Origin of the sequence: Thermoanaerobacter sp. CM-CNRG TB177 (assembly GCF_018588165.1) — a bacterium.
GTDB classification, from domain to species: Bacteria; Bacillota; Thermoanaerobacteria; order Thermoanaerobacterales; family Thermoanaerobacteraceae; genus Thermoanaerobacter; species Thermoanaerobacter thermocopriae.
This window is the reverse complement of record NZ_JAFCAC010000029.1, coordinates 28,401-42,239: the sequence shown is the minus strand read 5'-3', so window position 1 is coordinate 42,239 and position 13,839 is coordinate 28,401. Positions and strand designations below refer to the sequence as shown.

Annotated in this window: 9 protein-coding genes; all 9 read left to right on the top strand. The window is 34.7% G+C overall.

What is annotated here, in order from left to right:
• Positions 1 to 94 precede the first annotated feature (94 nt).
• A complete protein-coding gene (locus tag I4N53_RS01870) occupies positions 95 to 2,407 on the top strand; it encodes a vitamin B12-dependent ribonucleotide reductase (RefSeq protein WP_214495453.1) in 2,313 nt (770 codons plus the stop codon).
• Between the two features lie 214 nt (positions 2,408 to 2,621).
• Positions 2,622 to 4,286 (top strand): sensor domain-containing diguanylate cyclase, encoded by a 1,665-nt coding sequence (locus tag I4N53_RS01865; protein ID WP_214495452.1) that lies wholly within the window; start codon positions 2,622 to 2,624, stop codon positions 4,284 to 4,286.
• A 220-nt stretch (positions 4,287 to 4,506) separates the two neighbouring features.
• Positions 4,507 to 6,465, top strand: coding sequence for a BglG family transcription antiterminator (locus tag I4N53_RS01860; protein WP_214495451.1), 1,959 nt, complete (start codon positions 4,507 to 4,509; stop codon positions 6,463 to 6,465).
• Entirely contained in the window at positions 6,452 to 6,901 is a 450-nt protein-coding gene (locus tag I4N53_RS01855) for a PTS sugar transporter subunit IIA (RefSeq protein WP_029687908.1), read from the top strand. Before I4N53_RS01860 ends, I4N53_RS01855 begins: the two co-directional genes overlap by 14 nt.
• A gap of 41 nt (positions 6,902 to 6,942) precedes the next feature.
• Positions 6,943 to 7,989 carry a PTS fructose transporter subunit IIC gene (locus I4N53_RS01850; protein ID WP_029687909.1) on the top strand — a complete coding sequence of 349 codons (1,047 nt, stop codon included), beginning with the start codon at positions 6,943 to 6,945 and terminating at the stop codon, positions 7,987 to 7,989.
• Positions 7,990 to 8,053: 64 nt separating this feature from the next.
• A complete protein-coding gene (locus I4N53_RS01845) occupies positions 8,054 to 8,365 on the top strand; it encodes a PTS fructose transporter subunit IIB (RefSeq protein ID WP_003868415.1) in 312 nt (103 codons plus the stop codon).
• 180 nt (positions 8,366 to 8,545) lie between these two features.
• The gene (gene ptsP, locus I4N53_RS01840) at positions 8,546 to 10,267 is read left to right on the top strand and encodes a phosphoenolpyruvate--protein phosphotransferase (RefSeq protein WP_003868416.1); all 1,722 of its coding nucleotides are present in this window, start codon (positions 8,546 to 8,548) and stop codon (positions 10,265 to 10,267) included.
• 118 nt (positions 10,268 to 10,385) lie between these two features.
• Positions 10,386 to 12,425: an elongation factor G gene (gene fusA, locus I4N53_RS01835; protein ID WP_214495450.1), complete on the top strand. Its 2,040-nt coding sequence runs from the start codon at positions 10,386 to 10,388 to the stop codon at positions 12,423 to 12,425.
• Between the two features lie 387 nt (positions 12,426 to 12,812).
• On the top strand, positions 12,813 to 13,839 hold a 1,027-nt coding region (locus tag I4N53_RS01830; protein ID WP_370623295.1), incomplete at its 3' end, for an NADP-dependent malic enzyme.

Here is a 13,839-nt window from a genome sequence, read left to right as displayed (position 1 = left end):
ATAGTTTTGGAGGTTGCAGAATCCACAATAAAATGTATAATTTAATAAGTAACATACAAAATATTGTGGTTTTACATAAGAGGAGGAATTTCCTGTGAAAATTACTGAGAATGCGAGGAAGGTTCTGGAGAGAAGGTATTTAGCTAAAGATGAAAATGGCAAGCCTATTGAGACAGTTGAGGAAATGTTTGAAAGGGTTGCAAAGACTATCGCTGAAGTGGATTTAATCTATGACAAAAATGCTGATGTAGAAGCAGTAAAGAAGAGATTTTATGATATGATGGTAGCTCTGGACTTTTTACCTAATTCTCCTACGTTAATGAATGCCGGTAGGCCATTAGGTCAGCTTTCTGCCTGTTTTGTTCTTCCTGTGGGAGATTCTATGGAAGAGATTTTCGACGCGGTAAAGTACGCGGCAATTATTCACAAAAGTGGTGGGGGTACGGGATTTAGCTTTTCTCGCTTACGACCCAAGGGAGCTACAGTCAGATCCACTGGAGGCGTTGCATCAGGACCTGTTAGTTTTATGAAAGTTTTTAATGCAGCGACAGAAGCGGTGAAACAAGGTGGTACCCGAAGAGGAGCAAACATGGGGATTCTGCGTGTAGACCACCCTGATATATTGGAGTTTATACAGTGTAAAAAAGACAACAATGAAATAACAAATTTTAATATAAGCGTGGCTATTACAGAAGAATTTATGAAGGCTGTTGAGGAAGATAGGGAATACGATCTAATAGATCCTCATACGGGTAAGGTTGTAAATAGATTAAGAGCAAGAGAAGTCTTTGACCTGATTGTAGAAATGGCTTGGAGAAATGGGGAACCGGGTATTGTATTTTTAGACAGAATAAATGAGAAAAATCCTACCCCCGAAGTTGGAGAGATTGAGTCTACCAATCCCTGCGGTGAACAGCCACTTCTTCCTTATGAATCCTGTAACTTAGGTTCAATTAATCTTGAAAATATGTTAAAAAAGGTAGAAGGTAGATACGTAATAGATTATGACAAACTTAGAGAAACGGTCTATGATGCAGTGCATTTTTTGGATAATGTAATAGATGCTAATAAATATCCTCTTCCGCAAATTGAAGAAATGACAAAAGGGACAAGAAAAATAGGTCTTGGCGTAATGGGATTTGCTAACATGCTTTTAAGACTTGGCATACCTTATGATTCTGATGAGGCTGTAAAACTGGGCGAAGAATTGATGGAGTTTATTGATGAAACTTCCAAAGAAGCATCGATTAAGTTAGCAGAACAAAGAGGTACCTTTGGTTTCTATGATAAGAGTATTTACAAAAAAATGGGTATAAAAATTCGAAACGCTACAACTACTACTATTGCCCCGACTGGCACCATATCTATCATTGCAGGTACTTCTAGTGGCATAGAACCGGTGTTTGCAATAGCTATGACGCGAAATGTTATGGATAATACAGAACTGGTGGAAGTAAACCCTGTATTTAAAGAGGTTGCCATTGAAAGAGGATTTTATTCAGAAGAACTGATGCGAGAAATTGCTCGAAGGGGAAGTCTAAAAGACATAAAGGGTATACCAGAAGATGTTAAAAGAGTTTTTGTGATAGCTCATGATATTGACCCTGAGTGGCATGTTAAAATGCAGGCAGCTTTTCAAAAACATGTTGACAATGCAGTTTCTAAAACGGTGAACTTTAGAAATGAAGCTACAGTAGAGGATGTTAGAAGAACTTATCTTCTTGCCTATGAACTTGATTGCAAAGGGGTTACTATATACAGAGATGGAAGTCGTGAATCGCAAGTATTGAATTTGGGCATAAAAGAGAAAAAAGAAGAAGCAAAACCTAAAGAAGAGCAAACTAAAAATGAACCTTTAAGACCAAGGCCAAGACCTCCTGTGACAAGAGGAATAACTGAAAAAGTGAGAATAGGTTGTGGAAATCTTTATATAACAGTTAATTATGATGACCAAGGCATATGTGAAGTATTTACAAATCTTGGAAGAGCAGGTGGATGTCCTTCACAGTCAGAAGCTACAAGTAGGCTTATATCTATAGCATTGCGCTCAGGCATTGATGCTAAGACAATTGTAGAGCAATTAAAAGGTATAAGATGTCATTCTACTTTAAGGCAAATGGCTACAAACAAAGAAATAAAAGTGTTATCTTGCCCTGATGCTATTGGCAAGGTTATTGAGAAAGTGATGAAAATCCGGGTGGAAGAGGAGCAGCAATTTGCACCTATCGATGTACCTATATATGAAAATAATCATAATGGCGATGAAGATGACCCTAAAGAAGAAGTTGCATTGAGTGAAGCTGACTTATTAGACGAAGAAAAGTTTTGCCCTGAGTGTGGCAGCCCAATAGAGCATGAAGGTGGTTGTGTGGTGTGTAAAAACTGTGGCTATTCTAAATGCGGTTGATATTTATAAAAAACCTTCTGTAGCAATTGCTACAGAAGGTTTTTTATAAATATTTAAAAGGAAGTACAAGATTCGACATATTATGATGGGGATTTGTGGTACAATTGGCTCTGATAAATAAATGTGATCAATTTTATAAACCTTATCAGCCCAAGAAGGATTTTTGAAATAAATGTAGAATACTAATATGATTCGGAAAAACGAGGGGATTAGTATGGGGAAGTACAGGGAACTGGTTTTTAATATAACCTTAATTACAATAGGAAGTATATTATTTGTGTGGGCACTTTACTGCTGTGGTATTGGAATTGATTGGAGAGTCTTTTTGATTTTATTAGCTTTCGCAATAATTTTGGATAATATTGGCATAATGTATACAGATATAAAATTATCTTTAAGCCCTACAATAGGAATAACTACTTTTTTGATTTTTGGCACGGTTGGAGCGGCTACTCTCATGGTATCCTCTGTTATGTTTGATACTATTGTAGTAAGAAAAAAGATAAAAAATGGGCTTTTAAATGGAGGAATGTTTTCTATTGCATATTTAGTGGCAGGATGGTTTTATGAATTCATAGGTGGAAAAATTGGCATAGTTTCTTTTTCGCAAGTTAAATATATTTTAAGTTACGTCATAATAAGTTTCCTTTTGAATAATTTTATACTGTACTATGCTTTAAAAGTACAGGGGAAGATTTTGTTTAAAGAGTATTGGAATGAGAGTGTATTATTAGAGTTGGGTACTTATATAGTTATGATTCCTGTTTCTTTACTTCTTGCATATATTTATTTTAAACATAGCCTTCTGTTTTTTGTGTTATCTTTAACTCCACTTATATTCATAGCATATGCTTTTAGGATGATTAGAGATTTGATTAAGGCAAATAAAAGGCTTAACGCTATATATGAGATGGTTAAAATGATAAATTCGAAGTTAGAGTTGGAGCAAATATTAGATACTATTATAGAAGTTATTTCTCAAGTTGTTTCAGTATCTGCAGCAGCAATATATTTGACAGATTCTAATGGGGTAGCTGCTTTAGTAAAATCGATAGGTAATAGAGAGGGAGAGGAAGGCTTTAAAGAAAATTACTTCAAAGATGAGGGAATAATAGGAAAGTGCATATCTTCTAACAAAACAATAGCAATTAAGGATTTAAAGCAGGATAAAAGATTTTTAAAAGAACAATTTTTAAATAACTATGGCAGTGTAGTAGTAGCTCCTTTAAGGTTTTCGGGATCTGTCATTGGATGTCTTATGGTGTTGCATGTAGAGACAAATGTGTTTGATGAGGATTCTGTTAAAATCATAGAGATAATCGTAGATCAAGCTTCTGTTGCGATAACCAATGCTAAACGATATTATGAAGTCACCAAAAAATCTATTACTGATCCTTTAACAAAGACTTATAATAGAAGATATTTTAATGATGCATTAATGGAAAATATTATGAGGGCAGATGAGACTAGTGAGCCTGTGAGCCTTATAATGTTTGATTTGGATAATTTTAAACTGATAAATGATACTTATGGCCATTTAGTTGGAGATGAAGTACTTAAGGAAGTGGCAAAACGGATAAAAAACAATGTGAGAAGTGATGATATTGTAGCGCGATTTGGTGGAGAAGAATTTGCAGTGATTTTGCCGAAACTTACTGCAGAACAAGCCTATATGATTGCAGAGAGGATAAGAAATGAAGTATTATCAAGGCCAATTAGGACAGATAAAGGAGATATATATGTAACCATAACGGGTGGAGTAGCAGATTATCCGGAAAAGGCTGATTCTGCAGAAAAACTTATAAGCCATGCAGATAGAGCTTTATATGCAGGTGGCAAAAGTAAAGGAAGAAACAAAATTGCCATATATGAAGTGTGAAAAAGGCTTAAAGAAAAGACTGGGAGAATATTTTCCTGGTCTTTTTTGTTTTATCTCTTGATTTGAATAATTAATAAAGTTTTACCACATTAATAAGGCATAAAAAGTTACACTTAAATTCCTTGAAAATAAACGTTTTTTAGGTATAATATTAATCGAAAGCTGAAATAAATTTGTTAATATAGTTACCACATTAAATGTGGTAAAAGGGTGATTAATTATGGATAGGATACTTGAGATTATAAATATGCTTTTAAATAGCGAACAGCCACTTACGGTTGATTATATCGCAAATACACTGAAAGTATCGAATAAAACAATAAGGAATGATTTAAAAAAAGCTGAAGAATTTGTACAACAAAAAGGCGTAAAAATTATCAAAAAACCAAGAGTAGGTATTGTACTAGAGGGGCCTAGAAATAAAAAGCTTGAGCTTGTTGATGAGATTAAAAAGAGTTTAGACTTTGAAGAACCTTTTTCGCCTGAAGCAAGAAAAAACTACATTTTAAAGCGATTGTTTATGAGTAAAGGAAGTGTCACTATAAAAGAACTAGCTGAGGAACTTTATGTAAGTAGGATTACAATACACAAAGACTTACAAAGTGTTGAAAAATGGCTTAACAAATTCAATCTAAAACTTCTAAAAAAACCTAACTATGGCATTGAAGTGGTAGGCGATGAAGAGAATTGGCGAAATGCAGTGGCAAGCTTAATTGTTTTAACTAAAGAACAAAAAGAATTAAAAGAATTTTTATATAATGATTACACTGGTAGGATAGATTATAGAACATTAATGCAATTAAGGGAACTTTTTGATATTGATTACAAGCAACTTGAAAAAATAGTTAGTAATGCTGAATCAAAACTCAAATTTAGATTTTCGGATGAAGCTTTTATAAGTTTGGTTATACATGTAGCTATTTCTATCGAAAGACTAAAGCATAAAAAAGATGTTAAATTATCAAAGGCGGTCTTAAATAATCTAAAGCAAAAAGATGAATATGTGATAGCTCAACAGATGGCGAAAGAGATTGAAGAGAAATTCAATGTAGTTCTTTCTGAATCAGAAATAGGATATATTGTATTGCATATCATTGGTACTAAAATGCAGCAAAATAAAATTGAAGATGTGAATTTAGAGTTGGAAGATGAAGAAAGTATTGAGCTAGCGGTTATTATGTCAAAAGAAATTATAAATATTGCTGAAAGGGCATTATCTCTTGATTTAAGCAATGATAAGCAATTGTTAAATGGTTTGATACTACATTTAAGACCAACTATAAATAGGCTCAAGTATGGTTTAACACTAAGAAATCCACTATTAAACGATATTAAAGAGAATTATCCTGAAATATATGGGGTTGCATGGATGACAAGTGTTGTGTTTGAGAAGTATTTAGGTAAAAAAGTTGCAGAAGAGGAAATAGGTTATATTGCACTACATTTAGGTGCTGCAGTTGAACGAGCTAAAAAACCACTTAAAGCCCTGGTTGTTTGTACAACTGGCATTGGAACAGCACAACTTCTTGCGGCAAGGCTTGAGAAATCTTTTAAACAGATAGAAATAAAAGACATAGTTTCTTCTGTTTCGCTACATGAGAGCATCTTAAATGACATAGATATAGTTATCTCTACTGTACCTATTGAGATAAATAAACCTTTTATAAATATAAGTCCTTTATTAACTCAAAATGATATAAAGCGGCTTGATGAATTTATACAGGCTCTAAATAAAAGATCTAATTTAATCGATACGCAGTTACTTGATGTTGACGGTATTTACCTAAAAAAAGAAGATTTATTAAATAAGGTATGTATGGAGTTGCATAAAAAAGGATATGTAAAGGAGGAATATATTCAAGATGTTATAACCAGAGAAAAAATAGCTTCTACTGCTATAGGAAATGGTATTGCAATTCCACATGGTTTACCAGAACATGTTAATAAATCAGTTTTTACAGTGGTAAGACTAAAAAATCCTATAGCTTGGGATGAAGAAAAGGTAGATATGTTATTTATGATATCTTTAACTCAAAGTGATATAGCAAAATCCAGGTATATATTTAGAAAATTATATAATAAACTTGAATCACCGGAATTTGTAGAAAATATAAAAAAAGCAAAAAACAGAGAAGAAATTATAAAGTTATTGGAGGTAATTTACGATGCTGATAAATAAAAATCTTGTTACACTAAATCTTGAGGCAAAAAACAAAGAAGAGGCAATTATAAAATTGGCGGAATTGGCGCAAAAAGAAGGGAAAATAACTTCTGTAGAGGAGTATGCGAGAAGTGTGTTTGATAGAGAAAAAGCATATACAACGGGGGTGGGGAATGGAATCGCGATACCACATGGAAAATCAAAAGCTGTAAAGGAGGCGATGATAGTATTTGGTAAAACAACTGATGGAATAGAATGGGATTCATTAGATGGCAAACCTGTCAATTTAATTTTTCTCTTAGGGGTGCCTGAAGAAAATGTGGATAATGTTCATCTTAAGATATTGTCACAGTTATCACGAAAATTAATGAATGATAGTTTTATTGAAATGCTAAAAAAAGCAGTAACTGTCGAGGAAATTTTAAATGCTTTAAGTGATATCCAAGTAAGTTAAAAATAAATAAAAATAAAATAGATAAGGAGGATAAAAATACGATGAAGGAAGAATTAAAAAGGATTAGAGAATATTTAATGACAGGCGTATCTTACATGATACCTATAGTTGTCATAGGTGGTGTTTTAATAGCTTTTTCAATTGCATTAAGTGGTGTGCAGGCTGGTAAAGGTGCAGTTGTTACAAATCCAGTGTTAAAAAGTATGATGGATATTGGTACAGCTTCTTTTTCAATGATGGTGCCAGTTCTTGCAGGATTTATAGCTTTTGGAATAGCTGATAGACCTGGACTTGCTCCTGGACTTGTTGGTGGAGTGCTTGCAAACCAGTTGAAGGCAGGTTTTTTAGGTGGAATTATTGCAGGTTTTATCGCAGGATATGTTGCAAGGTGGATAAAGAGTTGGAGAGTTCCTAAGAATTTAAGACCTATAATGCCGATTTTTGTAATCCCGTTGTTATCAGCACTTATTGTAGGTTTTCTTATGATATATGTACTCGGTAATCCTATAAGCAGTGCAATGACAGCTATGACAAATTGGTTAAAATCCATGAGTACAGGAAATGCTGTGATTTTAGCAATGATAATGGGTGCGATGATAGCTTTCGATATGGGAGGGCCTGTAAACAAAGTTGCATTCTTATTTGCTGCAGCAATGATAGGAGAAGGCGTATATACAATTATGGGACCAGTAGCAGTAGCAATATGCATTCCCCCGCTTGGGATGGGTGTTGCTACATTGTTAGCACCCAACAAGTACACTAAAGCAGAAAAGGAAGCAGGATATGGTGCACTTGCGATGGGTATGATTGGTATTACAGAGGGTGCTATACCTTTTGCTGCAGCCGATCCATTAAGAGTAATACCATCTATAATGGTAGGCTCATCTATAGGTGCTGCGGTAGCAGCAATAGGGAAGGTTGGAGACCATGCACCACATGGTGGACCTATTGTGTTGCCGGTTGTAGATAATAAAATCATGTTTATAGTAGCTGTACTAATAGGTATTGCGGTTACTGCATTAATGGTAAATGCATTAAAAAAACCTGTTATTGAAGAAGTTGAAGATGAAAGTGAAGTTGCTGAGTAAAACTAAAAATAGTTTCAAGATTATGTAAATAATTTACAAAATTTTATAGAAAGAGGGATGGAATATGAAAATAGTTGCAGTTACAGCTTGTCCTACAGGTATTGCTCATACCTATATGGCGGCTGAAGCATTAGAGAATGCAGCAAAAAAACTTGGGCACAAAATTAAAGTTGAAACGCAAGGTTCAATTGGCATAGAGAATAAAATAACTCAGAAGGAAGTTGATGAAGCAGATCTTGTTATTTTCGCAGCAGATGTAGCAGTTAAAGAAGAATCTCGATTTAAAGATAAGCCCATCTATAAAGTTGAAGCTCAAAAAGCTATAAAAAACGCTAAAGCTGTTATTGAAGAAGCATTGAAATTGGTTAATAAATAAAGAACTGGTTGCTGAGTCAGGAAAGGGATTGCCTTTCCTGATTTTGCTTTTGCGGCTATCTAAAAAATGATTTGTCAAATTTGCTTTATTTTTTTATTTTATTATTGTGCAAAAGTTTCACACTGGGACGAAAACTATGTTATAATAGACGTTAGAACTAATTTTAAGGAGGGTTAACAAATGCTAAAAGGAGTTGCGGCATCCCCAGGGATAGCGATTGGGAAGGTTTTCTTATATACTAAAGAAAAAGCAGAAATCAACATGAAAAACATAGATGAATCAAAAGTAGAGTACGAAATTGAAAGGTTTAAGAAAGCTTTAGAAGTGACGAAGGAGCAAATACAAAAAATTAAAGAAGATGCATTGAAAGAATTTGGGAAGGATAAGGCAGAAATTTTTGAGGCACATTTAATGCTAGCAAGTGACCCCGAACTTATTGAAGGGGTAGAAAACATGATAAAGACTGAACTTATAACTGCTGATAATGCGGTAAATAAAGTAATTGAACAAAATGCTTCTGTAATGGAAAGTCTAAATGATGAATATTTAAAAGAAAGAGCTGTAGATTTAAGGGATGTAGGAAGCCGTATAATAAATAATCTTTTAGGAGTAAAAAGCGTGAATCTTTCTGAACTTGATGAACAAGTGGTAGTTATAGCCAAAGACTTAACCCCTTCAGATACAGCTACTATGAAAAAAGAAATGGTTTTAGGATTTGCTACAGATGTAGGCGGAAGAACTTCTCATACAGCTATAATGGCACGTTCCTTAGAAATTCCTGCTGTAGTAGGATTGGGTAATGTTACCTCTCAAGTTAATAATGGAGATACCATAATAGTAGATGGGTTGGAAGGGGTTGTCATTGTAAATCCTGACGAAAATACAATAAACGAATATAAGGCTAAAAAAGAGAATTATGATAAAAAGGTGGAGAAATTAAAGAAATTAAAAGATTTGCCTGCAATAACTCCCGATGGCAAAAAAGTCATGTTAGCGGCAAATATAGGAACTCCAAAAGATGTAAAAAGTGCGCTGGCCAATGGAGCAGAAGGGGTTGGACTTTTTAGAACTGAATTCTTATACATGGATAGAACTACTCTTCCTACAGAAGAAGAGCAATTTGAAGCCTACAAAGAAGTTGCAGAAAAAATGGAAGGCCGGCCTGTTACTATAAGAACCTTAGATATAGGCGGAGATAAAGAGCTTCCTTATCTTGATATGCCTAAAGAGATGAATCCTTTTTTGGGATATAGGGCTATAAGACTTTGCTTGGATAAGACAGACATATTTAAGACCCAATTACGAGCAATTTTAAGAGCAAGTGCTTATGGAAATATTCACATAATGTATCCTATGATATCTTCTATAGAAGATGTAAGAAAAGCAAATATCGTTTTAAATGAAGTAAAAGCTGAGCTTGATAAAGAAGGCATAAAGTATGACAAAAACATAAAGGTAGGTATAATGGTGGAAATACCTTCAGCTGCAGTGACTGCAGATATATTAGCTAAAGAAGTGGACTTCTTTAGCATAGGAACTAATGACCTGACGCAGTATACCCTTGCTGTTGACAGAATGAATGAACACGTAAAAGATTATTATCAGCCATTTAATCCAGCTATTTTAAGGCTTATAAAGTTTGTGATTGATGCGGCTCACAAAGAAGGAAAATTTGCAGCCATGTGCGGTGAAATGGCAGGTGACCCTTTAGCTACAGTTATATTGTTAGGACTTGGCTTAGACGAATTTTCTATGAGTGCAACTTCTATACCTACAGTTAAAAATATCATCAGAAATGTGGAATATGAAAGAGCAAAAGAAATAGCGGAAAAGGTGCTAAATATTGCTGAGGCAGAAAAGATACAAAAAATGATGGAGGACATAATTAAAGACATTGAGTAAATCTCTGGCTTTTGCCAGAGATTTTTTATTAAAAAAATATCAAAAAAATAAAGGAAAATTTCAAAATGTATAGAATAATAATATTAAAGATTATTTGCGATAAGATAGGGGGATATGTATGAAGGATTACAAAACTAATCAAATAAGAAATGTAGGATTAGTTTCTCACGGTGGAGCCGGTAAAACTACATTAACTGAGGCATTCCTTTTCAACACAAAAGTTATTGATAGAATGGGGCGCGTAGAAAATGGCACTACTGTATCTGACTATGACACGGAGGAAATTGCCAGGCAGATATCTATTTCCACATCAGTAATTCCAGTGGAATGGAGAGAGTATAAAATTAATATATTAGATATGCCAGGGTATTTTGATTTCTTTGGAGAAGTTGTAAGTGGCTTGCGAGTTGTAGACAGTGTTATAATACCTGTGTGTGCTGCTTCTGGTGTAGAAGTGGGAACTGAAAAAGTGTTTAGTTTGGCTCAAAAGAATAAGTTGCCTATTATATTTTTTATTAACAAAATGGATAGAGAAAATGCAGATTATTTTAAAACGTTAAATCAATTGAGGGAGAAATTTAGTAATAAGGTTATTCCTCTGACATTTCCTATTGGAAGCGAACAAAGTTTTAAAGGCTATGTAGACGTTCTTACTCAAAAAGCATACGTTTACGATGAAAAAGGGGTAAAGGAGACAGAAGTACCGGCAGATTTGATGGATAAAGTTTTATCGGCCAAAGAGGAATTGATTGAGAACATTGCTGAAAACGATGAAACTTTAATGGAAAAGTACTTTGGCGGAGAAGAATTTACACAAGAAGAAATGAAAGAAGGGATCAAAAACAGCATAAGAATTGGAGAGTTAATGCCTGTTTTATGCGGTTCAAGCCTTAAAAATATTGGAGCAGATAAATTATTAGATGCTATTGTGGAATTTTTGCCATCACCTCTGGATATAGAAAGAGAAAAAGTCAGAGAAAATGGTCCAGTAGCTGCATTTGTATTTAAAACTATAGCAGATCCTTATGTAGGAAGACTCTCTATTTTTAAGGTTGTATCAGGTGCTTTGACTTCTGATTCTATGCTGCTTAACTCAAATAAGCAGATGCAAGAGAAAATAAGCCAGCTTTACATTTTAAGAGGTAAAAAGCAGATGCCTGTATCTAAGTTAGTAGCAGGAGATATAGGAGCAGTTGCAAAGCTTCAATATACCATGACAGGAGATACTTTATGTGACCCTTCTAAACTTGTGACATTAGCACCTATCGATTTCCCACAGCCTACACTTTCACTTGCTATTGAACCTAAATCCAAAGGGGATGAGGAGAAAATTAGCAATGGGCTCCAAAGGTTGCAAGAGGAAGATCCGACTTTTAAAGTTGAAAAAAATTTAGAGACGGGTCAGATGATAGTTTACGGAATGGGAGAGCAGCATATAGAAGTAATTTCTAAAAAGTTGATGAACAAGTTTGGAGTAGAATGCACCTTGACAGACCCAATTGTACCCTATAGAGAGACGATAAAAGGCAAAGTCAAAGTAGAAGGAAAGCATAAAAAACAGACAGGTGGACATGGGCAATATGGTCATGTGTGGATTGAATTTGAGCCTAATCCCAACAGTGAATTTGAGTTTGAAGATAAAATCTTTGGTGGAGCTGTTCCCAAACAATATATTCCAGCAGTAGAAAAAGGCTTGAGAGAAAGTATGAAAGAAGGTGTGCTTGCTCGTTATCCTGTTGTAAACATTAAAGCTACTTTGGTAGATGGTTCCTACCATCCTGTTGATTCTTCTGAAATGGCTTTCAAAATTGCTGCATCTCTTGCTTTTAAAAAGGGAATGGAACAAGCAAATCCAGTTCTTTTAGAACCTATTATGAGAGTAGAAGTGGTGGTACCTGAAGAATACATGGGAGATATCATTGGGGATTTGAATAAGAGAAGAGGAAGAATTTTAGGCATGGAGTCAAAAGACAATTTAGAAGTAATCACAGCAGAAGTGCCTTTGGCTGAAATGAATAGATATGCGACAGATTTAAGGTCTTTGACACAAGCAAGAGGAGACTTCAAAATGACTTTTGCAAGATATGAAGAAGCTCCACCTAATGTGGCACAAAAGATAATAGAAGAAAGAAAGAAAATAAAAGAAAAGGAAAAATAAAGCCTGTCTTTGCAGGCTTTTAGACTGTATACAAACTTTCGGAAATAGGATATTTTGCATAAGGCACGACTTGTGACAAAGCGTTAACAAAACTTAGCGAGACCGAGGGCGGAGGCAGGGCCGAAGCCAAGGATGGCGGAGGCGGGCACCTGAGACAGGAGGTCGAATGTGCCCGGGACCCTGCCGGAACCCGAAGGTCAAGCTTAGTTTTGTCGCTTTGGAACATCGGAGTGACGATGCAAAATATCCTATTTTAAAAAATTTTTACTTTGTCAACAAGCTGAAAGCCTGCCTTTGCAGGCTTTATTTTTATTGCAGTTAATAACTTTTTTCTAAAGGTTATTTAAGGTATAATATAAGAAAATACGTGTAATAGAGGAGGACTTTATGAATATAAGAGAAGAAACTTTAAAACTCCATAAAAAAAATAAAGGCAAACTGGAAATTGTAAGCAAAGTAAAAATAAAAACTGATGAAGATTTAGCTTTAGCCTATACTCCTGGTGTTGCAGAGCCTTGTAAGGAGATACATAAAAATAGTGATTTAGTATATGACTATACTGCAAAGAGCCACATGGTTGCGGTTGTAACAGATGGTTCAGCTGTTTTGGGTTTAGGCAACATAGGGCCACAAGCAGCTCTTCCTGTTATGGAAGGAAAAGCAGTTTTATTTAAAGAATTTGGAGGCGTTGATGCAGTACCTATATGTCTTGCTACTCAAGATGTTGAAGAAATTATAAAAACTGTGGTGAATATTTCACCTGCTTTTGGAGGCATAAATCTTGAAGATATTTCTGCACCTCGCTGTTTTGAAATAGAAAAAAAGTTGGACGAAATTTTGGATATACCCGTTTTTCATGATGATCAGCATGGAACGGCAGTTGTAACTTTGGCTGCTTTAATAAATGCTTTAAAAATTGTAGAAAAGGAATTAAAAGAAGTTACTGCCGTTGTAAATGGAGCTGGAGCGGCAGGGATTGCTATTGCTAAATTTTTAATAAAAGCGGGTATAAAAGATGTAATAGTTTGCGATAGAAGTGGTATCATATATGAAGGAAGAGAAGATAAAGACTTCTCTAAAAAAGAGATTGCAAAAATATCAAATAAAGGAAGATTAAGAGGGGCTTTAAAAGATGCTTTAAAAGGAGCAGATGTGTTTATTGGAGTATCAGCACCTAATGTATTAAATAAAGAAATGATAAAAACAATGGCCAAAAAACCAATAGTTTTCGCATTAGCTAATCCAGTACCTGAAATATATCCTGATGAAGCAAAAGAGGCAGGAGCTTATGTGGTAGGTACTGGTAGATCTGATTTTCCAAACCAAATAAACAACGTGTTGGCTTTTCCAGGTATATTTAGAGGGGCATTAGAAGTTAGGGCTACTACAATTAATGAAGAGATGAAAATTAGTG

Excerpts from the sequence above, each read along its gene's own strand:
- I4N53_RS01860 (WP_214495451.1), top strand. The coding sequence starts at position 4,507 with ATGGATAGGATACTTGAGATTATAAATATGCTTTTAAATAGCGAACAG.
- I4N53_RS01850 (WP_029687909.1), top strand. The coding sequence starts at position 6,943 with ATGAAGGAAGAATTAAAAAGGATTAGAGAATATTTAATGACAGGCGTA.
- fusA (WP_214495450.1), top strand. The coding sequence starts at position 10,386 with ATGAAGGATTACAAAACTAATCAAATAAGAAATGTAGGATTAGTTTCT.
- I4N53_RS01865 (WP_214495452.1), top strand. The coding sequence starts at position 2,622 with ATGGGGAAGTACAGGGAACTGGTTTTTAATATAACCTTAATTACAATA.
- ptsP (WP_003868416.1), top strand. The coding sequence starts at position 8,546 with ATGCTAAAAGGAGTTGCGGCATCCCCAGGGATAGCGATTGGGAAGGTT.
- I4N53_RS01855 (WP_029687908.1), top strand. The coding sequence starts at position 6,452 with ATGCTGATAAATAAAAATCTTGTTACACTAAATCTTGAGGCAAAAAAC.
- I4N53_RS01845 (WP_003868415.1), top strand. The coding sequence starts at position 8,054 with ATGAAAATAGTTGCAGTTACAGCTTGTCCTACAGGTATTGCTCATACC.